We start from the raw sequence: 22,098 nt of genomic DNA on the forward strand, positions 1-22,098 counted from the left end.
ACAGTAGACAAAAGGATAAAACTAGCGCTGAGAGATTTAGGGATACAGCGGCTGCTGATGCCAAAGAAAGCCTATTATATTTAAAAGCGGCTAGCGTAGCTCTGCCAAAGGTTTGATTGAAATATTGGCGTGTCGAATGGAGTATAAAGTGGTAAAAAAGGCTTAGCGGAGGGGATGAGATTTACCAGGACGTGCAACGTAATATTAATAACTATAGAGAATCCGATGGAGGACAACCATCGGATTGATTTATATGCAACAAAGCATATGTACACCTATCGCCAAAACGTTTGTCCTAGTTTTTCATGGACGCTATAAATGCATCTGATTCCGCTATGGCAGAGTTCATCTGGCTAAGCAGTTGAGCAACATTGTCTTCAATGGTTGAAAGCTCGCCTTGAAGGGCACCAATAGCGCTGGCGTTTAGATTATGCTTTAAATAAAGCACATTATCTTGAAGGGCATCTAGCACGGGCGGCATTTTACTTTCGGCTTTGCGCATAGCACTCATCAACGACGAATAACGACGCTGAGTTTCACGAAGCTTTGCAGCACTATCTCGCTTTAAAGAACCACTTTGATATTTTTCTAGCTCTTCTTGCCACTCATCAAAAAGGGCTTCTGCTACGCTTTCTACCTTATCAATGCGCGCTGTGACTTCTTCTGCAGCGGCGACACTGTCTTGATACTGGCCATTTAGATTGTCGTAAACGTCTTCTAATTCACCACCATCAAAGGCTACCGCAGCACTAAAAGCCTCGAGTGCAGAGCTAAATTGCTCTTGCGCATCTTCTTGAGAATCTTTTGCATTGTCGACGCGATCAACAAGAATGTCTCGCTTTTCTACACCCACTTTCTCCCAAGCAGCATAGTAGGCAGACTGACAGCCTGTAAGAGTCAGTGCCGCGACAAACACGGTTGCAAGTAATCTCATACGGTTACTCCACCTCTATAGCGCGCTGCGCTTATAATACTGATTAAATGCAGTAATGCGCCTAAGGGCCAAAATATGATAGCAAGCACGACTGTTGCCGCTAGCGCGTAAGACACACCCACGGTAATAAAGAAAAACAACGCGGCTAAAATTCGGCCTTGGACCAAATGTCCCAACCCGGGAATAAAAAAATTACAGATAGCGGCAATGACATTACCACCCGATCCTTGACCTGCCATATAAACATCCTCGCATTTATGACTATAATATGATTAGCTAGTGCAGCAATTGCGCGGTAACAACCCCCTTATCGTTTAGGCGGTTAAAGCGTGTTAAGCACTGCACATCTTTTTAAGCACTGCGCACCTTGTTAAACACTGCGCATCTTGTTAAAAACTGCACGGTGTGTCGGCACGCGATTAACATGCATAATAATAAACTAAACTAAAACAGGCACTCGCACAACGCGTAGAAATATAATGAAACGACTTTATCCGGATGTAACCCGCTATGACGACGGATTTATTGATGTAGGAAACGGGCACTCCCTGTATTTTGAGCAGAGCGGTAATCCAGCCGGAATACCAGTATTGTTTATTCACGGTGGACCTGGCGCAGGACTCCCCCCTAATTATAAAAGCTTCTTTGACAGCAACAAGTACCGCATTATTGGCTATGAGCAACGCGGTTGCGGGCGATCCACTCCCTTAGCAGATACCAACAATAACGATACGTGGCTAAACGTAGACGATATAGACACCCTACGCAGTCACCTCTCTATTCCAGAATTTTTATTGTTTGGTGGCTCATGGGGGTCAACACTCGCGCTTCTCTATGCATTAAAATATACCGCCCATGTATCTGGCTTAATTTTACGAGGTGTCTTTCTTGCTCGCCAACAAGACAGGGAGTGGTTTTTATCTCCAAACGGGTGCGCAGCCCAGCTTTTCCCCGAACATTATCGAAAGTTCACAAAAGACATCCCCACGCCATTGAGCGCAAATGCAGTGTGCGAATATTACAGCGCAGTATTGAAATCAAACAACGATGTACTCAAACATGCCGCGTTGCGACGCTGGTATCAGTGGGAGGAACGTTTATCTAGATTGAGCTTGCCGCCAGGAGTCGGTGACGCCCATTGCCACTACCCCATGCACCTCGTTACGTGCTTAGCAACATTAGAGTGTCACTTTTTGTCCAACAAATGCTTCATTCCTGAAAACTACATCATCGACAATATTGATAAAATAGCGCATATCCCGGGCACGATTATCCACGGTCGCTACGACATGATATGTAAAACGGAAGCTGCTGAGACCTTACACAAAGCCTGGCGGCAAAGCCAACTGCAAATAGTACCGGATGCAGGCCACAGCACCTCAGAGCCTAGTATTGGCTATGCGCTTTGCAGGGCAACAAGAGACATGTCACGATTTCTCAAGGAGCAGACCCAGTGATAGGACTAATTCAACGCGTATCTGAGGCAAACGTTACCGTAGACAACAATATTATTGGTGAAATCGGCCATGGAATGCTTGTACTTCTGGGCGTAGAAAAAGACGATGGCGACGCTGAAATTGAAAAACTCGCAAACAAACTATGCCGCTACCGCATGTTCAGCGATAGCGATGGGAAAATGAACCTAAATATTGAGCAAATCGAGGGGGAAATACTGGTTGTATCTCAGTTTACCCTGGTAGCAGATACACAAAAAGGCAATCGACCTGGCTTCTCTCGTGGCGCATCACCGGCACATGGTAAGGATATTTACTCACGCTTTGTTCGCGCGCTTAAACAAAAAGGAATGCGTGTTCAAACCGGGGAATTTGGCGCCGACATGAAGGTGGGCCTAATTAATGATGGCCCAGTCACCTTTCAATTTCACGTATAAATCATGACTGCTAGGCAGCCTTTATTTGCTTACATAATTAAACTTGTACCCATAGCGCGGTTACGTTTAAATACCTATCCGACTCTAAAAAAGGCCAGTTTATTGTGTACAAGGTTGTAACACCGAAAAGTGATGCAGAATTTGAAGCCTACTTTCATTTTCGTTGGGAGCATTTGCGTCAACCGTGGAACTTTCCCCCTGGCTCAGAGAAAGATGAATACGAGCAAGTTGCAGAACATCGTATTATCACCAATAGAAAGAACGAAATTGTTGCCTGCGGTCGAGTGCACTTGAATACCGCAGAAGAAGCGCAAATAAGGCATATTGCCGTTCACAATGACCATATGCGCAAAGGCTTGGGCAAAATGGTGATGGTTGCGCTTGAGAATGTGGCCAAAGACCTTGGCGCAGTGCGTGCAGTAACCAATAGCCGTGAAATCTCTATCGATTTTTTTGCCTCCTGCGGTTTTGTGGTTGAACGAGAAGCACCCAACGAATTGGGCATGCTAAAGCGCCAACAGATGGTGAAAAAGTTCACTGAAAATAATACGCTGGTGCTTCACCCCAAATGGTGCAAATCGCTTCAGGAGACCTGGTCGGAAACTATTCCTATTACTGAACACATGGGAATTAAATTGTATCAGTACACGGGACGAACGCTGGAAACCAGAGCCTCATTAAATAAAAACATTAATATTCACGGCACTATGTTCGCGGGAAGTATCTTTTCGCTGGCCACACTCACTGGCTGGGGCCTTATATACCTGCAGCTTAAAGAGCGTGGTTTAAGTGGGGATATTGTATTGGGCGATGGGGATATTCATTACCACAAGCCAATTACAATGAAGCCAAGAGCCATCTGCAATATAGAAACACTGTCTGGCAAATTTGCACCACTGCAAAAAAATAAAAAAGCCCGTTTCGAACTCAGCGTAGCTATTCTTGACAACGATACCGCGGTAGCAGAATTTGAAGGGGTATTTTGGGTGCTTCCGCCTGAGGTATCCGATAAAGAATAAAGATAAGACATAAAGACATAAAAAAAGCGCCTACTGATGAAGTAAGGCGCTTTTTTTGTTGTCTTTGATTTAGGTCGGCTCAACTAGCCAACCCTAAATTTGTTAGGCTGCAACCATTGCTGCTTGCAGTTTTTTCATCGCGTTCTTTTCAATCTGACGAACGCGTTCTGCAGAGACTTCGTACTTGTTCGCTAAATCTTGCAGCGTAATTTTGTTATCTGCCAACCAGCGTGTTTCGATAATATCTTGGCTGCGCTCGTCCAGCGTTTTAATCGCTGAATATAAACGTTTGCTTGCTGCGGTGTCCCAATCGTTATTAATAACGTCAGTCTCCACATCAGCAGTTTTATCTTCCAAAAACTGAACAGGCGCAAAATTACCGGTTTCATCTTCGTCGGCCGACAAATCAAATGCCTGATCTTGACTGCTCATGCGCGCTTCCATTTGCAGCACTTCCTTGGTACTCACACCAAGTTCGTTCGCTACCGTTTGCACTTCTGCGTGGGTAAACCAGCCTAGACGCTTTTTCGCTTTGCGTAGATTGAAGAAAAGTTTACGCTGGGCTTTCGTTGTTGCCACTTTAACGATGCGCCAATTTTTTAATACAAACTCGTGTATTTCAGCCTTTATCCAATGAACGGCAAAAGAAACTAAGCGCACACCTACCGTAGGGTCGAATCGCTTAACCGCTTTCATAAGACCAATATTGCCTTCTTGAATGAGATCAGCTTGCGGTAATCCATAACCTGAATAAGATTTTGCAATATGCACAACAAAGCGAAGGTGCGACATCACCAATTGACGCGCTGCCTCTAAATCTTCGTCTTCGCGAAGGCGTACGGCTAACTGACGCTCTTCGTCTGCAGTGAGCATATCGATGCGACTTACAGCCTGCATGTAGCCTTCGATGCTACCGCTGTGTGGCACTGATAACGCCATTGATTGCAAATTGTTGCTCATTGTTCACCTCATTAATCACCGTTCGTCATTACCAATGTAATGTGAACTGCGAGAGACCTAGATAAAAGAAAAGAAGCCCAAACGATATGTTGGTATGGGGACAACTGCTACAGTATCAAGACCTGTAAATCAAAAAAAAGTTCAATCCCCTGACAACATACCATCGAATATTAATAATAAAATATCTTTATCGACATTTTCAATATGTATACATCAATTTCAACACTATTACAGCGTTTCAATATTAGGTAGTTTTGTTTGTATAAGTATACCGCAATTCCATAAAGATCGTTCACTTTTAGTCTCACCTGATTGCGACCTAGCGATAATAGTAAACACACAGGGTAGCCATATACGTCAATAATGGAGGCAACAAAAAGCGCAAAAAATAGGAGATAATGGAGTAAATGGTTGGACACGTTTAACCCAGCATGTAATCTTGTTGCCATATACTGCGGTATTGTATCAACGGTACAGTCATTTCGCGCAGTTACATGCAGTAAAAGGCATTTAAAACAACAATAACCTCACTGCCTAGAAAGATTGCTCAAGGATAATTATGTTTGCATACGTCGCCAGACAGCCAATATTTAATGTAAATAGGGAAGTTTACGCTTATGAATTACTCTTTCGCGTAGGTGAAGATAATTGCTTTCCAGACATTTCTCCCGACGAAGCAACGTCTAAAATACTCACATCTACTCATCTCAGCCTAGGTATTGAAGAAATAACTGGCGACAAAAAAGCGTTCATTAATTTTCATCGCGATACGCTCATGTTCCGTTTCCCTACCTCATTAGATGCCAGTAAAGTGGTTATAGAGATTGTAGAAACGGTCGATGTCGATGATGCCCTTGTAGCCGCTTGCAAACATATTCGCGGGCTAGGCTACCCCATTGCCCTTGATGATTACGACATGCATGGTAAGTGGGAAGCTTTTATACCCTTTACTAGCGTCGTTAAGATTGATATTACCGAAATAGCGCACGACAAAATTCCTGCGCTGGTAGAGCGCTTTAAAGCGAACAAAATAACCTTAGTGGCAGAAAAAATTGAAACCTACGAAGAGTTCCACAAGTTTAAGGAAATGGGGTTTGACTACTTTCAAGGCTATTTCCTTGCACGCCCTGAAATTGTAAGGCACCGCAAATTAGGCCCAAACAATCTCACAATGTTAGAGCTACTGGCACTCAGCAGTGAGGCGTCTCTTAATTTGGAAAAGGTTAAAACCATCATGGAAAGAGACCCGTCGTTAACGTATTTACTGCTGCGGTTTATCAACAACCCAATGGTGAATAAACGCCACACAATCAACTCGCTCAAGCACGCATTAAATTTCATGGGCGAAATAGAAGTTAAGAAGTTTCTCTCCTTGCTTGCCTTAGCAAACCTCAGCGACGGACAGCCTTCCGAGCTGATGCAGATGGCCTTAGTTAGGGCAAAGTTTTGCGAACTCGCCTACCTTGCTGTAAGTAAAGATAAGAACGCACATACTGGATTTTTAACTGGTTTGCTTTCACTGCTTGACGCCATGATGGAGCAACGCATTGAAGACTTGGTTAACAAAGTACCGATTGACGACGATGTGAAAGATGCGCTTTGCGGCAAAAACAATTTGCTCAGGGAGTGCCTTACCTTGTCTCAGCATTTTGAGACGGCGCGATGGGCAGGCATAAAGCAATTTGCCTCAAAACATGAAGTTAATCAGGCTCTACTTCATAGCTATTACAACGAAGCCATAAAATGGGCTAAGCATATTCACAATGCCGCGCTTAATAAAGACTGAGTGACAAAAAGGCTAGTGTGTCAAAAGAGTAGTATACCGAAAGAGAATGGGTCTACGTTAAATTGGCAGGCAGTAAGTTAATAGTATTAGTATTGTGTTAAAAGGCTCATTATCATAATCTTTACGCCAGTTCTCATCATCTACCTGCGGGGTATTTGAGCACTCAGAACCACTATAATGAGTTAAGAGTTTAGGTTTTAGGTCGATAACCTCTTCTTAATAGACTAAAAAATAATAAAAAGCGGTTAACGTTAACTGAGGCAGTACGCCTAGTAGCACAATATTATTTAGCGCCTTATCAGGGATCACATATGTTCGCGTTTATAGCTCGTCAGCCAATTCTAGATAAAGAAAAAAGTGTATTTGCCTACGAGTTACTTTTCAGGGACGGAAAAGGCGGTACTTACCCGGATCATCAAGAAGAAAAGTCTAGATTCATCGCTGACAATTTTCACCCTCTCGGGCTTGATGACATTAGCGGTGAGAAAACATCGTTTATTACATTTTCAACCGACACCCTTGTGTCGCGATTTCCCACAAACTTAAATCCCGACTCTGTGGTCGTTGAGCTTGCTGATCCGGCTGATACGAGCAATGGCTTGTTTGAAGCATGTCAGCATATAAAGCAAATGGGGTTTAAACTTGCCATCGACGATCCCATGATGATTGGGTCTAAACACGATATCTTTCCACTTATCGATATTGTAAAAGTAGATGTTTCTAAAGCTCGTTTTGAAAACGTTGAAAAACACATTCCTCGTTATCGTGAGGAGAACAAAAAGCTCGTGGCCGAGCAGGTGGATACCCAAGACAGTTTTGCATCATGTATCGACCTTGGGTTTGATTTCTTTCAAGGTTACTTTTTCTCTCAGCCAGAAGCGCGAATTTTAAAGCAGCTGCCAGCCTCTAAAATGAACATCGTGGATTTGATGGCTGAAAGTGGCAAGGTAAATTTTGACATTGCCCGTACCACACAAATTATTGAGCGTGATGCTACGTTAAGCTTTTTGCTCCTTAAATTTATCAACAACCCTGCCATCAATAAACGCTACAAAATCACCTCCCTTAAACACGCACTCAATTATATGGGCGAGGTAGAAATTAAGAAGTTTATTGCACTGCTAAGCCTAACGAATATTGCCGACGACAAACCCCTTGAGATAATTCACATGTCGTTGGTTAGAGCGAAATTCTTTGACTTATTGGCCGAGCGACGAGGCTTTAAAAATAACCCTCCTATCGCATTTTTGGTTGGGTTATTTTCACTGCTTGAAGGGCTGCTCGATCAATCGATGACAGATATCGTTAAACAGCTTCCGCTGTCAGATGATGTTAACAACGCTTTATTAGGGAAAAATAGGGAGCTGAACAACTATTCAGCCCTTGTGCGCGGCTTCGAAAGTGCAATATGGATGACAGTGATAAAACAAGCTAAGCTGCTGGACATCGACCAGAAACAACTTCACGTGCTGTACAACCAAGCGATTGTGTGGGGCAACGGCATTAGGAGCGCTATTTCAACTCACTTCCCTACAGCGAAAGCCGAAGGCTAGAAGCACGTCAACCTTGTGTTTATCTAGCCTCTATTGAGCTTTTATTGGGCTCTGTTGGCACTCTGCTAGCACCTATTGAGGCTCTATTTGACGAACGTGACGCTGAACAGAAATAAGCGAACCCAGTAGACCAAGTAATACAGAAAGCCCAAGCATAGTGAGCAACGCACTGCCGGTAAGCCCAGTAATATTAAACTCTTTTTGGTACATTGCGGCAAAGGTGGTAATGCTGCTGTCCATCCACCATAAGATGATAATAACGGCCAACCATGCCATTAGCCCTCCTAAAAGCCCATACCAAAAACCCGTATACAAAAAGGGGCGATGAATAAAAGCATCTGTTGCTCCCACCAGCTTCATCACCACTATTTCATCGTATTTATTGAGAATATTCAGGCGAATGGTGTTGCCAATAATCAGTACAACCGCAATGAAAAGCAGTATACCTATCAGCATCACCAAATCACTTGCTATAGCAATAACGGCGTAAAGCCGCTCTAGCCATTCAATGTCTAACTTACCAATATCCACTTCTCGTTGCTGCCTTAACTTATCGAGCAACGCACGAGCGGCGCTTGGCGAGGCGTTTTTATCGGTAGGAGTAACGAGCACTACATCAGGTAAAGGGTTTTTCTCTAAGTACGCAATAGCATCGCCTAAACCCGACAAATGCTGAAACTCCTTGAGCGCATCATCAGCGGGAATATAAACCACGCTTTCAATTTCCTGCCAGGTATTCAGCCGTGTCACTAGTTGCTGGGAGCGATTAGCACTTATATTGGGTGTGAGGAATAAGGATATTTCCGATGCTTGCTCCCACCCCGCCGTAATTTTTTCTGTATTCTTAACCATGATGTACAGGGTACTTGGTAAGGTAATACTCAGCCCGAGCACACCAATGGTCATTAACGACGCGAGTGGCTGACGCCAAAGCTCGCCTAAACTCGATAGTGCTTGTCTAACATGACTCACGAAGAACATGACGAAGGCTTGCAACACTGACACTTTTGACGAAGACGCGCCTTTTGCTCGCCCTTTAAAAAGAATACTCATCGTCGGTCACCCTCGCTGTGGCTGCCGGAGAAGTCGCTATCGGTAAGCCCGTCAGTAATCATTTGCCCGTTTTTCAACGTTAGCGTGCGATAACGCATGCGTGCTATGAGCCCTAAATCATGGGTAGCGATGAGCACTGAAACACCCGCCTGGTTAAAATCTTCAAACAAGCGAATAATTTCCATGGACAGTTTAGGGTCTAAATTTCCGGTAGGCTCATCGGCCAGCAGTAACGGTGGTTTGTTAACCACGGCTCTGGCGATACCTACACGCTGCTGCTCTCCGCCAGAAAGGGTAATAGGCAGACTGCGGCTTTTATCCCTTAGTCCAACCATCTCCAGCGCAGCATCGACTCGCTTGCGAATTTCTTTGTGCGTATAACCTTCTATGACTAGAGGCAAAGCAACGTTATCAGCAACGGTTTTGTCCATTAACAGCTGGTGGCTTTGAAATATCATACCGATATCGCGGCGTATAAACGCAATGTCTCGTCGGGTTATTTTATTCAGGTCGTGGCCGTTAATTAAAACACGGCCCACAGTAGGACGTTCCATAATACTGATGAGTTTGAGCAAGGTACTTTTACCTGCACCTGAATGCCCAGTTAAAAAGGCCATCTCGCCGGGCGCAATGTGAAAGTTCACCTTGCTTAACGCCCGCTGGCCACCGGGGTAGGTTTTGCTTACCTGCTCAAACTTTATCATTTTAAAACCCTACAACCTGAATAAACTAGCTTGCTGGTGTGTCTAACTCGCTAAACAGGGCGTCAATAAACTCTTCGCCATCAAACTGGCGCAGGTCGTCAATACTCTCGCCTACACCAATATACCGTATAGGAATACCGAACTGATCTGCAACTGAAAAGATAACGCCGCCTTTTGCAGTGCCATCTAGCTTAGTTAACGTTATTCCGGTTAAGCCCACCGCCTCGTTAAATAACTTGGCTTGGCTAATCGCGTTTTGCCCTGTTCCGGCGTCTAGCGTTAACATAACCTCATGGGGTGCATTAGGGTTAAGCTTTTTCATTACCCTAACCACTTTTTTGAGCTCTTCCATCAGGTTGTCTTTGTTTTGTAAGCGTCCTGCCGTATCGGCAATGAGTATGTCCGAGCCGCGAGACTTTGCCGCTTCCAGTGCATCGTAAAGCACAGAAGCACTGTCTGCACCGGTGTGCTGAGCAATAACTGGAATGCTGTTGCGCTCGCCCCATACTTGAAGCTGCTCAACTGCGGCGGCGCGAAACGTATCCCCCGCTGCTAACATCACTTTTTTGCCCTGCTGCTGAAACTGCTTGGCCAGCTTTCCGATAGTGGTAGTTTTACCAACGCCGTTAACGCCAACCATAAGAATAACAAACGGCCCTTCATCAGCATTGTGCTTTTGTAACGCGTCGCTAAGCGGTACATTCACATTCGCCAACATGCCTGACATTTGCTGCTTTAAAATATCTAGCAAGGCTTCAGCGTCTTTAAGATCTTTACGAGAAGCACTGTCGGTAAGGTGGTTGATGATTTTCTGCGTCGTGTCCATACCCACATCGGCAACGAGCAACTGTGTTTCTAAGTCTTCGTAAAGCTCATCATCAATGGCTTTGCCTTTAAATAAGCTAACAATGCCGCTTCCAAGGTTTTCTTTGGTGCGCGATAAGCTTTCTTTTAAACGAGCGAATAAAGATTTCTTTTCTTTGGCTTGCGGCGCATCCTTAGCTTGCGGCGTCTGCTTTACTTGAAGCTCTGGTTCAGCTTCGCCAGCCTCGTCGTCAATGCTTTCTTCTGCTGCAAGTACTTCTGCTTCAACACTGGCAGCTGAGGCATCATCTAACGGCGTTGCAGCTTCATTAACAGACTCTGAAGCAGACGCGCTTGCTTCATCAGATGAGAAATCTAAAGGCTGCTTTTCTTCACTTTCTACAGCGTCAACTACCGTATTGTGAATCGCTTCGTTCCCGTCAGTGATAGTAGGCGTAATTTGAGAGGCCGCCTCTTGATGCTCTACATTCGCCGTTGTCTGGGTAGATATTGTCTCAGCAGGTTTTTCTGACGACTTATCGTCTAGCGCGGTTTCACCAACAGCCTCGACTTTTTCTGTCTCGGCTGTCTCAACCTTCGCCGCATTGACTTCGGTGCTCTCTACCTCCGAGCTCTCTACCTCGGAGCTCTCTACCTCTTTTTTGTCGGCAACAGGGTTCGCCGCTTCCTGTGCAGCCTGCTCTTTTGCTTGCTGCTCTTTTTGTTTCTCTGCTTTTTTGTTCTTGCTGAACCAGCCAAATAGTTTCGACATTGTTAGGACAAATCCTTATAAATTCTGAACAAATTCGGCTACACTTGCCGTCTAATATATAAAAGCATGATACCACTGTCAGTCACTATGAAGCGAGTTTCTCACCCGTCAAGGGGCATATCTTCTACAAAAAAGCGCCAGCCAGCAAAATTAGATAAAAAAAAACGAGGGCTGATCCGCATTATTAGCGGTCAATGGCGTGGAAAACGACTTCCCGTGCTTGATGCTGAAGGGTTAAGACCCACAACCGATAGAAACAAAGAAACCTTGTTTAACTGGCTAATGGCTTACGTTGATGATGCCCAGTGTTTAGATGTTTTTGCGGGTTCTGGGGGTTTAGGCTTAGAAGCCTTGTCTCGCTATGCGAGTCGGTGTGACTTTATTGAGTTAGACAGGCAGGCTAGCGAGCAGTTAAGTAAAAATCTACAGACGCTTGACGTTAATGATTCGAACACTGCTAAGGTACATCAAGGTGATGCCCTAAAAGTGCTCAAACAGCTAACCGGCACACAGTACGACATCGTGTTTATCGACCCGCCATTTTATCAAAATTTGGTAGCGCCCACCGTCAGTGAAATAGTGAACACAAACCTTGTTTGTGAAGGCAGCATGATTTACATCGAGCACGAAACCGAGCTTGAATCATTGCCACTTCCTAGTCACTGGCATGTAGTAAAAGAAAAGCGAACTGGCTCGTTGGTGTACATGCTTATTGAAGTAGGCGAGACAAGCCCGCCCGTATTAAAGGACGCCTAACTTAAATCAAGACCAATATTTGACATACCAGCTTCAAGCGCAAGGGCTCGCATGTCGTCGGCCGCTTTCGTTATAGACTTAGCTTGCTCAATATAGTCGAGCAGCTCGTTTTGCACTTCCACTTCAAACGCCATTAATGGGTGGTCTTTCACTGAGTCATCATCGGCTTCGCCCGTGGCAAGCAAGTAAGCTTCAACACTGCCTTGTGAAAGCTTACTAATGACTACTGCACCCTGAGGGTCGTCGCCAGCGACGAGGTTAAGCAAAGAAGCAAGGCCAATAGCCGCATCGATAGCAGGGTAAACGCCATAGTTGTCATGAGATTCTGTATCAGGCGTAGCCACTTCCACTTTTTCGAGCTGAACCGCCATATTGAATTTGCTCTTTGGCGATTTTAAGGTTTCCCATACCAAATTAAGGCAGTTTCTAAGCGCTGGTGCATCGCCAGATTCTGTAACTTCGCAAAATAAAGCGTAGTTTGGCAGCATCCGTTCAAGCAGTGCTGCCGCAAACGCAATGGCCTTGTGACCTTCTAACGCTCTTACTCGAGCGAATGTATTTAGTTTTTGCTTTGCCATTAAAGTGCTCCAGCGGCGTGGATAAAGTATTTGGTAACGCCATCAAGTAGCATCTGAATGGCAATCATAACTAGGATCATACCCATTAATCGCTCCATAGCAACTAAACCGCGTTCACCGAGTATTTTATGAAATACATTGGAAAACATAAGGATCACAGCGCTAATTGACCATGACGCCGCAAGCGCAATAGACCAATCAGTCATTCGATCGGGAGATTGATTCGCCAATAATATCAATGCGGCCAGTGTAGATGGCCCTGCAATCATTGGAATAGCAAGAGGCACAAGAAAGGGTTCTTCACCCACTGCAAGACCACTTGGATTTCCCGATGATGGAAAAATCATTTTTAATGCAATGAGAAACAGAATTATGCCACCGGCAATACTGACGGTTTCTTGTTCAACATTGAGAAAATTAAGTACCGACTGACCGCTAAACAAAAACAGAAACAAGATGAATAGTGCAAACAGCAGTTCTCTTATTAAAATAAACTGGCGACGTTTAGGCTCTATCGATTTCAGAACCGACATAAACACGGGTAAATTGCCCAGCGGATCCATGATCAAAAAAAGCATAATCGCGGCGGACCAAGTATCCATTGTTGTTTATCTCCGGTAGTAGGTGTGCCAAAACACGCTGATGGCGTTGAACAATCGCTTGCGCTGCTATAAAAGCGTAATGGTAAACTAACTCCACTAGGTAAAAAACACTTAACGCATTCATATATTTAAATAAGGTCGTGTTGACCATCATTTTCTACATTTAGCCCTGCCCTCCACTTCTAAACTGCTTTGGACAGCTTTTTTGCGGCTTTATTGACGCTTTCTTGATAAATTTCGTCTATATTATTCATTATTATTGAACAACAGCATTCATTTTGAGACATCTTGAGCCTCCTATTTTGCGCATTCTTATTTTGAGAAACGTATAGCCACACTAGTTGTCTCGCTAGCTGTCTAACTACAATGCCTAGCTTTGATGTATGAACATAATGGCTCAATATGACAAGTAAGCAGCACTGCCTAAAGTGGCCGTGAGATATTCTACTCGTCTCATTGTGTAGCTGAGCTAACAAAGGTCTGAGTGCTGATAAGAAACCTGTCGCTGTTTTACTACGAACACAGGCAGGGAGAATGAGCTTTTACAATAAAAGCAACAATTGCTATTTCTATTACAAAAACAATATACGGAATTGAAACAATGAGTTTAATGACAGTGAATGAAGTTGCCGCTTTTTTAGGTGTTCAAGATGTACGTGTAGAACGTCTAGAACGTGAGAGCCTGTTAGTTGCGAAAGAAAAGGATACCGATGGTAATCCGCTTTTCGATAGTGGCGATGTGGAACGTTATAAAAAGCTCGCTGAGCGTTTAGGCGGAATTTAATGAAAAAGGGAGCTGCATCTACGCTCCCTTTTTGGCATTTAAAACGTGTAATTCTCGTTTGTGCTTACTATCAGCACAATCGTTAGCTACCTATTATTTAAAGTCGTGAAGCATTCTCGCAATAGTGCGAATGCCCTTAGCCGTGGCGCCAACAGGCATCTCAGCAGTCGCACCACCGTGATACGCTGCGGCCAAATCTAAATGAATCCAGCCTTCAGGCTTTACAAAGCGCGATAAAAATCCTGCCGCGTTCGACGCACCGCCACCACCGCCGCCTTTCATTGGACGACTGTTTGCGGTATCAGCAAACGCCGATGGACAGCGATCTGCGTGAAACGGTTCTAATGGTAATGCCCAAAAACGCTCGTTTTCTGCTTTAGCAGCATTGAGCATCTGCTCTTTTGCATTATCATCCATCGAAAATACAGCGTGATAATCTGAACCTAACGCAACCATTGCGGCTCCGGTCAGTGTTGCAGCATCAATAATTAACGGCGCGCCAGTGTCTGTAGCCGCCATTAGACCATCAGCCAGTACCAGTCGTCCTTCAGCATCGGTATTCACTACTTCTACCGTCACACCATTTTTATACGTCAGTACATCGCCCAGCTTGTAAGCGTGACCACTGATAAGGTTTTCAGCGCAACACAATATCAGTTGAATACGCTTTTTAATCCCTTGCGTAATGGCTAAACCAAGTGCTCCTGTTACCGTTGCGGCACCGCCCATATCGCATTTCATATCAAGCATACCTTCACTTGATTTTATGCTGTAACCACCGCTATCAAAAGTAATACCCTTACCGACTAATACAGCATCTATGGGTGCATCGGCGTTGCCTGTAGGGTTGTAGTCAAGCACAAGCATAGCCGGCGGACGCTCGCTCCCTCTACCCACATTATAAATGCCTACCCAACCCTCGTTTTTTAGCTCTTCGCCTACCGTCATGGTGTAATTAACGTTGTCTTTACCCAGTGACTTAAGCCAATCAGCGGCGCGCTGGGCTAATGTTTCAGGGCTCAAATCTTCTGGCGTGTCATTGACAAGCTGTCGAGTGAATAACAAGGCAGCATATTCTTGCTCTAATGTCGCTTTGTCGGTGTTATTTGCCCAAGTAATACTCGCGGGTTTTCTTGCTCTAGTGAAACTTAAGGCAAAGGCCCACTGCTGCTCTTTGCTCCATTCACCCGCTAGCGTAACGCCTGGCAAGCTAAGACCATCAAGCTTACGTGCAGCTTGTTGAATAGTGCGCTCATTGGCGCTGTCATCGGGCAAGTGAATTACAGCACCTGACTCTGTGAAAGAAAGCTTAGCGTTATCTCCCCACGACGGGTTAGCTGATTGAGTAGAAAGACTTACGGTAAATTCTGCCATTATGTTTTAATCCTTATATACTATTGTTCGCTTTGTTGTCGTATCTGTCGCTAAAGCGAGTGTCGAAAGCCTTAGCCAGTAATAGCTTGCAGTACGTAAAACAACATTTGTTCTCTCAACTAAGGAGAATCATGAATTTCTCATCACCGCTTATACGCGGCACACTCATTAAACGGTACAAACGCTTTCTTGCCGACGTTGAACTAGAAGACGGCCAAGTGGTTACGGCCCATTGTCCGAATACCGGTGGCATGACAGGCTGCGCCGAACCAGGCTATACCGTCTTTTTAAGTGAGTCCAACAACCCAAAACGCAAACTCAAGTACACTTGGGAAGTGGCTAAAACCTTTGATGACCACTTTATTGGTATCAATACTCACAATGCTAATAAGTTGGTGGCAGAAGCGCTGAATAACAAGGTAATTGAGGAATTTTCTGCTATTTCAGACTGGAAAGCAGAAGTAACACCTCCAACTGCTAACAGCCGGTTTGATTTCGCACTGACAAAAGACAATACCGTTGAATATATGGAAGTGAAATCTGTCACCCTAGCCGATAGCCACCAAGGTTATTTTCCCGACGCAGTGACGCAGCGTGGAGCGAAGCATTGTCTTGAGTTAGCGCGACTAGCTGAAGAGGGTATTAAAACCACTTTGCTCTTTTGCGTGCAGCATACTGCAATTACCTCGGTGCGAATTGCAGAACACATTGATCCTCGCTATGCAGAAAGCGTAACAACCGCAGCCCGTGCAGGTGTCAATATCTTAGCTATGGCCTGCACGATTAATGAACAAAAAATCGAGGCAAATCAATTACTCCCTATTATTTTGTAAAAAATAGGTTGATTTTTTTCATTTCGGCTTCATATTTGCGCCTTGTTTTGGCGGGTGAACGCACTAACGCGTTTGATGGAAGCCAAGCTGGTCAATCGTAAAAAGAGATACCAGCATAATAATTACATAGACACAATTGATTGCCTGAGGCTATCGAGTCTGATATAGATATCGGTTGAATTAGGACAATATGGATGTCGTAGTGTAGGAGATGTGGCACATGCCAACAGGAAAAGAGACAAAATCCTTAGGACTATTAGCGCTGGCAGGTTTACAGCCTTATCAGCCGAAAGCAGACGAAGAGTACATGGGCGATGCTCAAATGGAACACTTTCGTCTTCTACTTAGAGCATGGCGTAATCAGCTTCGCGAAGAAGTTGACCGTACTGTAACGCACATGAAGGACGAGGCAGCGAACTTTCCTGATCCCGTCGACCGTGCAGCGCAAGAAGAAGAGTTTAGCTTGGAGTTGCGTACCCGTGACCGTGAGCGCAAACTCATCAAGAAAATCGAAAAAACACTCAAGCGTATTGAAGAAGACGATTTCGGCTTCTGCGACCAGTGTGGTATCGAGATTGGGATTCGCCGTTTAGAAGCCCGTCCCACTGCCGACTTATGCATTGACTGTAAAACGATGGCTGAGATTAAAGAAAAACAGCTTCAAGGCTGATTTGTCATCATCGTCTTGTTACAGACGGTAGTGCAATCGCTTAGTTTGATGCTAGTTTTTACATTTAAGCCCATAATTACGTTAACGCTACTGTTAACACTAAAGTTAACGTGTTTTTTGGCAGCATCGTTTTTCAAAAAGCCTCATCGTTTATTGATGAGGCTTTTTAGCATTTCTTACTTTCCTCCAAACAGACTCGCTTGTCAGCGCGCTCGCTACCACTTTCTGATTCTTTTGCCTTTGTCTTTTTTTCTATCCATCGTGAAAAGCGCTTTTGTAAGGGCGTATTACAGTGCCTAACATGTTAAAACAGCAATCAGGCAATCACTCAGAAAGCTGCTTAGAATCCACGCCGAGCTGCTTAGAGCCCACGCAAAAATACACAGGCCGTTTTGCCCCTTCTCCTTCTGGTCAGCTTCACTTTGGCTCACTGGTTACTGCCCTTGCCAGTTATCTTGATGCAAAACATCATCATGGCAAATGGCTGGTGCGAATGGAAGATATCGACGAGCCGCGCTGTATCGCAGGCACTGATACCGCTATTTTACACGCCCTTGAAGTCCACGGCTTGCAATGGGACGGCGAAGTTATGTATCAAAGCAAGCAGCATTCCCGTTATCAAGAGGTAGTGAATGCGCTGCTACACCATGAGCAGGCATACTACTGCAGCTGCACTCGCAAGATGGTTAAAGCAATGGGCGGTACTTACAATGGCCACTGCAGAGATAAAGGGTTAACGCCTTCCAACGGCCAGCTTGCTATTCGGCTAAAACTGGATACTGAATGGACCCCTTTCACTGATTTGATCATGGGCGAAGTTTGTGCGCCTCATCAAAAATTGGCCGGCGCCGGCCATAGAATAGAAGATCTTAGAATAGAAAAGCAGAGAGTAGAAGACATAACGATAAAGCGCAGAGACCAGCTGTTCTCCTATAACTTAGTGGTTGTGCTAGACGATGTTTTTCAGGGTGTGACACATGTCATAAGAGGGTGCGATTTGATTGACGTAACGCCGCTTCATCGCTGCGTGCATCAGTCACTTGGCTATCAGCCATTAAAATATGGCCATGTACCGGTGGCCGCGATAGCACCAGGGAGAAAGCTGAGTAAACAGAACCATGCCACTCCTATCGACAACACGACAGCATTAGAAAATACAGTTCGCGCCCTGCATTTTTTAGGCTTCGACGAGGTTAAACGTCAAGATTTTAGCTCAATAGACTCACTATTGTCATTCGCTGTTTCTCTATGGGACAGGAAAAAAGTAGTGAAAACACCCGAAATTATTGTTCCTCAGCATGAATCCACTTATTATAGCGTTCCTTAATATATTGCGGAGTTACCACCATCATTCATCGTGTTTTCAAATCTGTTAAGCGTGCATTCTCAAAAGAAGGTTCGTCTGACAAAGCATTACAACCCCGAGTAATGACTCGAGGTGAGCATGGTATTTCTCGTGAAGATATCAGTGCTAATGCGTTAAAAGTCATGTATCGCCTTAACGGAGCAGGCTTCGAGTCTTATTTAGTCGGGGGCTGTGTTCGCGACATTTTGATGGGGTACGAACCAAAAGACTTTGATGTGGTTACCAATGCTACACCTGAACAGATAAAAGGGCTGTTTCGGAACTGCCGCTTAATAGGCCGCCGGTTTCGCCTTGCCCATATTGTGTTCGGCAGAGAAATTATTGAAGTAGCGACCTTCCGTGGCCACCATCAAGAAACGGATGAGAGCCAAGCCGTTCCACAAAATAAAGCCACAGGCTCACAAGACGCGCAAGGCCAGCTTGTTAGAGATAACGTGTTTGGGTCAATTGAAGAAGATGCAGAGCGCCGAGATTTCACCTTTAACGCCATGTATTACAGCGTGGCTGATTTTACGGTAAAAGACTTTGCCAACGGTCTGGCTGCCATTGAAAAACGTGAAGTGGCGTTAATGGGCGATCCAGAAACTCGCTATCGCGAGGACCCTGTTCGTATGCTTCGTGCCGTTCGCTTTGCCGTTAAGCTGTCTATGCGCATTGAAACATCGACGGCTACGCCTATTAAAAATTTGGCGAGCTTGCTTCAGAATATTCCACCTGCTCGCCTCTTTGAAGAAACGCTGAAATTGTTTTTATCCGGTAAGGGCGAGGAAACGTTTCTAATGATGCGCGAATACGGTCTTATCGACCAACTATTCCCTCAATTAGCGCCTTTTTTGAAAGATGAAAACAGCAAAGAAATGCAGTTTGTACGTCACGTGCTTGCCAATACCGATGAAAGAATTAACAACGAGCAACGGGTGACCCCCGCGTTCTTGTATGCCGCATTATTATGGTACCCCGTTGAAGAGCAATCACAACGCCTGCAGTTGGAATCTGGGTTAAATGCTCATGACGCTTTTAATATTGCTTCAAGTGAAGTCATTGCTAAGCAAACCCAGCGCATCATGATCCCCAAACGTTTTTCCACTGTGATGCGAGACATTTGGATCTTACAGCAACGTCTTCCTAAACGCTTTGGTCGCCGCGCTTTTCAGTTACTTACTCACCCTAAGTTTAGAGCCGGCTATGATTTCTTACTCGCAAGAGGTCAAACCGAGGGTGGCGATTTGTTAGAGCTTGCGCAGTGGTGGACACACTTCCAGCATGCTGAAAGTGGTAAGCAAAAAGGTATGCTTAACGCCCTGAAAAGAACTGATAGCGCAGGTAAGGGTGCACCGCGCAAACGCAAGCGCCGTCCGGTTAAGAGAGATTCTGATGCTTAAAGAGCATGTGTATATTGGTATAGGAAGTAACTTAGGCGATAGCGAGCAGCAAGCTGCAGATGCGTTTGAGGCTATCGGAAATCTTGAAGGCACTCGTTTACTGAAAACCTCATCGCTGTATGCCAGTAAGCCAATGGGCCCCCAAGATCAGCCCGATTACATTAATGCCGTGTGCCTGATAGAAACCACCCTGAAACCTCACAGCCTATTAAAGCAATTGCAGAGCATAGAGCTTGAATGTGGTAGAGAGCGCAAAGGCGATCGATGGGGCCCTCGTACCCTCGATTTAGATATTTTGCTTTACGGCAGTGAGCATATCGATACCGCTGACTTAATTATTCCACACTATGGAATGGCCGAAAGAGAATTTGTAATGGTGCCGCTATTTGAAATTGCCCCTACCATGGTGATGAAAGACGGAAAGCCCATTGCAAACTGGGTAGCTAACTGTTCGCTAGACGGCCTCAGACGCCTGCGCGCTTCCAATTAACAGCGAAATCCGTATAGTTCCCCTCTTGATAAAACACATCTGGACCTTGTTATGAAGAAAGTTACTGTTTCTGGCCTGCTCAAAAAAAAGCAAGCCGGTGAAAAGATTACCTCTTTAACCGCTTACGATGCCAGCTTTGCCAAAATGTTTGATGAGCAAGGCATTGATGCGTTGTTAATTGGCGATTCACTGGGCATGGTTTTACAAGGCGAAGATGACACTCTCCCAGTGACAATAGACGATATTGCCTATCACACCAAAAGCGTTCGAAAAGGTACTCAACGTGCTTTTGTAATTGCTGACATGCCGTTTATGTCTTACGCCACGGCTGAGCAAACCTACGGCAATGCGGCAACTCTTATGGCAGCTGGCGCAAGCATGGTTAAGATGGAAGGCGGAAGCTGGCTGTGTGACACTATTGCGGGGCTTAACCTTCGAGGTGTGCCTGTGTGTGGTCATTTAGGCTTAACACCACAGTCTGTACATGTATTCGGTGGCTTTAAAGTACAAGGTCGCGGCGATGAGCAAGCACAAAAGCTTGTTCAAGAGGCGAAAGCTCTAGAAGCCGCTGGTATACAGTTACTGGTGCTTGAATGCGTTCCCTCGTCGCTCGGTAAGCTAATTAGTGAGACCCTCACTATACCTGTCATCGGTATTGGCGCTGGTAAAGACACCGACGGGCAAATTTTAGTTATGCACGATATGTTCGGCATTAGCGCAAACTACATGCCTAAGTTCTCTAAGAATTACCTCGTTGAGACTGGGGACATGCGTAAAGCCGTGGCGCAGTATATCGACGACGTTGAGCGTGGCAAGTTTCCCTCTACTGAACATAGTTTCGAATAGCACGCTAGATTGATACAGTTTTGAGAGTCAGGCTCAAATAACACAGCTTAAACAATGAGGTTTTTATGAAGGTGATTAGTGATATTGCATCGCTTCGCGAAGTAGTCAGCGATTGCAAACGCACGGGCCGCTCGGTTGGTTTTGTTCCCACCATGGGAAACCTTCACGATGGACACCTTCAATTGGTGAAGCGCGCTAAATCACATAACGATGTTGTTATTGTGAGTATCTTTGTAAATCCTATGCAGTTTGGCGAAAATGAAGACCTCGATGCCTACCCAAGAACCATAGAAGAAGACAAAGCTAAGCTGGTTAAAGACGGCGTTGATGCCGTGTTTTTACCCAGCGTGAGCGATATGTATCCGTGCGGCCTAAAAGTACAAACGTATGTGGAAGTGCCCGGAATATCAGACGTGCTGTGTGGCGCAAGCCGCCCCGGCCATTTTCGCGGTGTAGCCACCGTGGTCAGTAAGCTATTTAATATGGTGCAGCCTGACGATGCCTTTTTCGGTGAAAAGGATTTTCAGCAGCTTCAAGTTATTCGTACTATGGTACGTGACCTTTCCATGTCGGTTAACGTGCACGGCGTAGCTACGCAGCGCGAAGCATCCGGACTTGCCATGAGCTCTCGCAATGGTTATTTAAGCCAAGAGCAAAAGGCAACCGCTAGCTTTATCTACCAAGAAATGACACGAGCAAAAGCGCTAATTGAGCAAGGCAACACTCAATTTAGCGATATTGCCGATTCAATTGTGAGTAATCTTGAAGCTAAGGGTTTCAAAAACGATTATGTCAGCATTGTTAATGCTGATACGTTGCAACGCCCTGTCGCTGGCGATAAGCACCTTGTTATCGTGGTGGCGCTGTTTATGGGAACTACTCGATTGATTGATAATTTGCAGGTTGCTTTATAAGGGCAACTGCTAGCAGTTGCCCTTAAA

Annotated in this window: 23 protein-coding genes; 14 read left to right on the top strand and 9 right to left on the bottom strand. The window is 45.1% G+C overall.

The features are described from left to right. Positions 1–295 precede the first annotated feature (295 nt). The gene (locus V7R39_RS12425; RefSeq protein WP_334031033.1) at positions 296–934 is read right to left on the bottom strand and encodes a DUF2959 domain-containing protein; all 639 of its coding nucleotides are present in this window, start codon (positions 932–934) and stop codon (positions 296–298) included. Then, the gene (locus V7R39_RS12430) at positions 931–1,173 is read right to left on the bottom strand and encodes a hypothetical protein (RefSeq protein WP_032094951.1); all 243 of its coding nucleotides are present in this window, start codon (positions 1,171–1,173) and stop codon (positions 931–933) included. Before V7R39_RS12430 ends, V7R39_RS12425 begins: the two co-directional genes overlap by 4 nt. Before the next feature lie 240 nt (positions 1,174–1,413). On the opposite strand from V7R39_RS12430, the gene pip reads away from it, so the two are divergent. The 3 genes from pip to V7R39_RS12445 all read left to right on the top strand — a co-directional run bounded on the left by pip (position 1,414) and on the right by V7R39_RS12445 (position 3,844). Continuing rightward, positions 1,414–2,391: a prolyl aminopeptidase gene (pip, locus tag V7R39_RS12435; RefSeq protein ID WP_334031034.1), complete on the top strand. Its 978-nt coding sequence runs from the start codon at positions 1,414–1,416 to the stop codon at positions 2,389–2,391. Beyond that, positions 2,388–2,825, top strand: coding sequence for a D-aminoacyl-tRNA deacylase (gene dtd, locus V7R39_RS12440; protein WP_334031036.1), 438 nt, complete (start codon positions 2,388–2,390; stop codon positions 2,823–2,825). The genes pip and dtd overlap by 4 nt, the downstream gene beginning before the upstream one ends. Before the next feature lie 104 nt (positions 2,826–2,929). Further along, on the top strand, positions 2,930–3,844 hold the full coding sequence (locus V7R39_RS12445) for a bifunctional GNAT family N-acetyltransferase/hotdog fold thioesterase (RefSeq protein ID WP_334031037.1): 915 nt from the start codon (positions 2,930–2,932) through the stop codon (positions 3,842–3,844). A 102-nt stretch (positions 3,845–3,946) separates the two neighbouring features. Here the strand turns inward: V7R39_RS12445 and rpoH are convergent, their stop codons facing one another. Continuing rightward, positions 3,947–4,804, bottom strand: a complete 858-nt coding sequence (gene rpoH, locus V7R39_RS12450) for an RNA polymerase sigma factor RpoH (RefSeq protein WP_334031039.1) — start codon at positions 4,802–4,804, stop codon at positions 3,947–3,949. 559 nt (positions 4,805–5,363) lie between these two features. Here rpoH and V7R39_RS12455 point away from each other — a divergent pair. Together V7R39_RS12455 and V7R39_RS12460 are read left to right on the top strand one after the other, a co-directional pair. Beyond that, positions 5,364–6,590, top strand: a complete 1,227-nt coding sequence (locus V7R39_RS12455) for an EAL and HDOD domain-containing protein (RefSeq protein ID WP_334031040.1) — start codon at positions 5,364–5,366, stop codon at positions 6,588–6,590. A gap of 311 nt (positions 6,591–6,901) precedes the next feature. Beyond that, positions 6,902–8,143: an EAL and HDOD domain-containing protein gene (locus V7R39_RS12460; protein WP_334031042.1), complete on the top strand. Its 1,242-nt coding sequence runs from the start codon at positions 6,902–6,904 to the stop codon at positions 8,141–8,143. Positions 8,144–8,215: 72 nt separating this feature from the next. Here V7R39_RS12460 and ftsX read toward each other — a convergent pair whose 3' ends face one another. Genes ftsX through ftsY form a run of 3 tightly spaced genes read right to left on the bottom strand, consistent with a single transcriptional unit; the run spans position 8,216 to position 11,476 of the window. Continuing rightward, entirely contained in the window at positions 8,216–9,196 is a 981-nt protein-coding gene (gene ftsX / locus V7R39_RS12465) for a permease-like cell division protein FtsX (RefSeq protein WP_334031043.1), read from the bottom strand. Next, positions 9,193–9,900 (bottom strand): cell division ATP-binding protein FtsE, encoded by a 708-nt coding sequence (ftsE, locus tag V7R39_RS12470; RefSeq protein ID WP_032094959.1) that lies wholly within the window; start codon positions 9,898–9,900, stop codon positions 9,193–9,195. The genes ftsX and ftsE overlap by 4 nt, the downstream gene beginning before the upstream one ends. Before the next feature lie 25 nt (positions 9,901–9,925). Beyond that, positions 9,926–11,476 (bottom strand): signal recognition particle-docking protein FtsY, encoded by a 1,551-nt coding sequence (gene ftsY, locus V7R39_RS12475; RefSeq protein WP_334031045.1) that lies wholly within the window; start codon positions 11,474–11,476, stop codon positions 9,926–9,928. Between the two features lie 66 nt (positions 11,477–11,542). Between ftsY and rsmD the strand changes: the two genes are divergently transcribed. Continuing rightward, on the top strand, positions 11,543–12,232 hold the full coding sequence (gene rsmD, locus V7R39_RS12480; RefSeq protein WP_334031046.1) for a 16S rRNA (guanine(966)-N(2))-methyltransferase RsmD: 690 nt from the start codon (positions 11,543–11,545) through the stop codon (positions 12,230–12,232). Here rsmD and V7R39_RS12485 read toward each other — a convergent pair. Together V7R39_RS12485 and V7R39_RS12490 are read right to left on the bottom strand one after the other, a co-directional pair. Then, complete coding sequence (locus V7R39_RS12485) at positions 12,229–12,810, bottom strand: YjaG family protein (protein ID WP_163106845.1); 582 nt, start codon at positions 12,808–12,810, stop codon at positions 12,229–12,231. The two genes, rsmD and V7R39_RS12485, sit on opposite strands and share 4 nt — an antisense overlap. Beyond that, positions 12,810–13,412, bottom strand: coding sequence for a YhgN family NAAT transporter (locus tag V7R39_RS12490; protein WP_032094962.1), 603 nt, complete (start codon positions 13,410–13,412; stop codon positions 12,810–12,812). The genes V7R39_RS12485 and V7R39_RS12490 overlap by 1 nt, the downstream gene beginning before the upstream one ends. A gap of 601 nt (positions 13,413–14,013) precedes the next feature. On the opposite strand from V7R39_RS12490, the gene V7R39_RS12495 reads away from it, so the two are divergent. Next, on the top strand, positions 14,014–14,196 hold the full coding sequence (locus V7R39_RS12495; RefSeq protein ID WP_032094963.1) for a hypothetical protein: 183 nt from the start codon (positions 14,014–14,016) through the stop codon (positions 14,194–14,196). 93 nt (positions 14,197–14,289) lie between these two features. On the opposite strand, the gene pepB is transcribed toward V7R39_RS12495, so the two are convergent. Beyond that, complete coding sequence (pepB, locus tag V7R39_RS12500; RefSeq protein ID WP_334031049.1) at positions 14,290–15,570, bottom strand: aminopeptidase PepB; 1,281 nt, start codon at positions 15,568–15,570, stop codon at positions 14,290–14,292. 131 nt (positions 15,571–15,701) lie between these two features. Between pepB and sfsA the strand changes: the two genes are divergently transcribed. The 7 genes from sfsA (at position 15,702) to panC (ending at position 22,071) form a co-directional block, all read left to right on the top strand. After that, a complete protein-coding gene (gene sfsA / locus V7R39_RS12505; RefSeq protein ID WP_334031051.1) occupies positions 15,702–16,403 on the top strand; it encodes a DNA/RNA nuclease SfsA in 702 nt (233 codons plus the stop codon). Between the two features lie 220 nt (positions 16,404–16,623). Beyond that, the gene (dksA, locus tag V7R39_RS12510; RefSeq protein WP_163106842.1) at positions 16,624–17,073 is read left to right on the top strand and encodes an RNA polymerase-binding protein DksA; all 450 of its coding nucleotides are present in this window, start codon (positions 16,624–16,626) and stop codon (positions 17,071–17,073) included. Positions 17,074–17,374: 301 nt separating this feature from the next. Continuing rightward, positions 17,375–18,400: a tRNA glutamyl-Q(34) synthetase GluQRS gene (gluQRS, locus tag V7R39_RS12515; protein WP_334031054.1), complete on the top strand. Its 1,026-nt coding sequence runs from the start codon at positions 17,375–17,377 to the stop codon at positions 18,398–18,400. A 101-nt stretch (positions 18,401–18,501) separates the two neighbouring features. Continuing rightward, complete coding sequence (pcnB, locus tag V7R39_RS12520; RefSeq protein ID WP_334031055.1) at positions 18,502–19,821, top strand: polynucleotide adenylyltransferase PcnB; 1,320 nt, start codon at positions 18,502–18,504, stop codon at positions 19,819–19,821. Further along, a complete protein-coding gene (gene folK, locus V7R39_RS12525; protein ID WP_334031056.1) occupies positions 19,814–20,311 on the top strand; it encodes a 2-amino-4-hydroxy-6-hydroxymethyldihydropteridine diphosphokinase in 498 nt (165 codons plus the stop codon). The genes pcnB and folK overlap by 8 nt, the downstream gene beginning before the upstream one ends. 51 nt (positions 20,312–20,362) lie before the next feature. Then, positions 20,363–21,157, top strand: coding sequence for a 3-methyl-2-oxobutanoate hydroxymethyltransferase (panB, locus tag V7R39_RS12530; protein ID WP_032094969.1), 795 nt, complete (start codon positions 20,363–20,365; stop codon positions 21,155–21,157). 65 nt (positions 21,158–21,222) lie between these two features. Beyond that, entirely contained in the window at positions 21,223–22,071 is an 849-nt protein-coding gene (gene panC, locus V7R39_RS12535; RefSeq protein ID WP_334031058.1) for a pantoate--beta-alanine ligase, read from the top strand. The last annotated feature ends 27 nt before the right edge of the window (positions 22,072–22,098 follow it).

This window comes from Alteromonas sp. P256, assembly GCF_036864455.1.
GTDB lineage: Bacteria > Pseudomonadota > Gammaproteobacteria > Enterobacterales > Alteromonadaceae > Alteromonas.

Excerpts from the sequence above, each read along its gene's own strand:
- ftsY (WP_334031045.1), bottom strand. The coding sequence starts at position 11,476 with ATGTCGAAACTATTTGGCTGGTTCAGCAAGAACAAAAAAGCAGAGAAA.
- V7R39_RS12490 (WP_032094962.1), bottom strand. The coding sequence starts at position 13,412 with ATGGATACTTGGTCCGCCGCGATTATGCTTTTTTTGATCATGGATCCG.
- dksA (WP_163106842.1), top strand. The coding sequence starts at position 16,624 with ATGCCAACAGGAAAAGAGACAAAATCCTTAGGACTATTAGCGCTGGCA.
- ftsX (WP_334031043.1), bottom strand. The coding sequence starts at position 9,196 with ATGAGTATTCTTTTTAAAGGGCGAGCAAAAGGCGCGTCTTCGTCAAAA.
- V7R39_RS12460 (WP_334031042.1), top strand. The coding sequence starts at position 6,902 with ATGTTCGCGTTTATAGCTCGTCAGCCAATTCTAGATAAAGAAAAAAGT.
- V7R39_RS12455 (WP_334031040.1), top strand. The coding sequence starts at position 5,364 with ATGTTTGCATACGTCGCCAGACAGCCAATATTTAATGTAAATAGGGAA.
- V7R39_RS12485 (WP_163106845.1), bottom strand. The coding sequence starts at position 12,810 with ATGGCAAAGCAAAAACTAAATACATTCGCTCGAGTAAGAGCGTTAGAA.
- pcnB (WP_334031055.1), top strand. The coding sequence starts at position 18,502 with ATGACTCGAGGTGAGCATGGTATTTCTCGTGAAGATATCAGTGCTAAT.
- ftsE (WP_032094959.1), bottom strand. The coding sequence starts at position 9,900 with ATGATAAAGTTTGAGCAGGTAAGCAAAACCTACCCCGGTGGCCAGCGG.
- V7R39_RS12425 (WP_334031033.1), bottom strand. The coding sequence starts at position 934 with ATGAGATTACTTGCAACCGTGTTTGTCGCGGCACTGACTCTTACAGGC.
- pepB (WP_334031049.1), bottom strand. The coding sequence starts at position 15,570 with ATGGCAGAATTTACCGTAAGTCTTTCTACTCAATCAGCTAACCCGTCG.
- gluQRS (WP_334031054.1), top strand. The coding sequence starts at position 17,375 with ATGTTAAAACAGCAATCAGGCAATCACTCAGAAAGCTGCTTAGAATCC.
- V7R39_RS12430 (WP_032094951.1), bottom strand. The coding sequence starts at position 1,173 with ATGGCAGGTCAAGGATCGGGTGGTAATGTCATTGCCGCTATCTGTAAT.
- pip (WP_334031034.1), top strand. The coding sequence starts at position 1,414 with ATGAAACGACTTTATCCGGATGTAACCCGCTATGACGACGGATTTATT.
- panB (WP_032094969.1), top strand. The coding sequence starts at position 20,363 with ATGAAGAAAGTTACTGTTTCTGGCCTGCTCAAAAAAAAGCAAGCCGGT.
- folK (WP_334031056.1), top strand. The coding sequence starts at position 19,814 with ATGCTTAAAGAGCATGTGTATATTGGTATAGGAAGTAACTTAGGCGAT.
- sfsA (WP_334031051.1), top strand. The coding sequence starts at position 15,702 with ATGAATTTCTCATCACCGCTTATACGCGGCACACTCATTAAACGGTAC.
- panC (WP_334031058.1), top strand. The coding sequence starts at position 21,223 with ATGAAGGTGATTAGTGATATTGCATCGCTTCGCGAAGTAGTCAGCGAT.
- rsmD (WP_334031046.1), top strand. The coding sequence starts at position 11,543 with ATGATACCACTGTCAGTCACTATGAAGCGAGTTTCTCACCCGTCAAGG.
- rpoH (WP_334031039.1), bottom strand. The coding sequence starts at position 4,804 with ATGAGCAACAATTTGCAATCAATGGCGTTATCAGTGCCACACAGCGGT.
- V7R39_RS12495 (WP_032094963.1), top strand. The coding sequence starts at position 14,014 with ATGAGTTTAATGACAGTGAATGAAGTTGCCGCTTTTTTAGGTGTTCAA.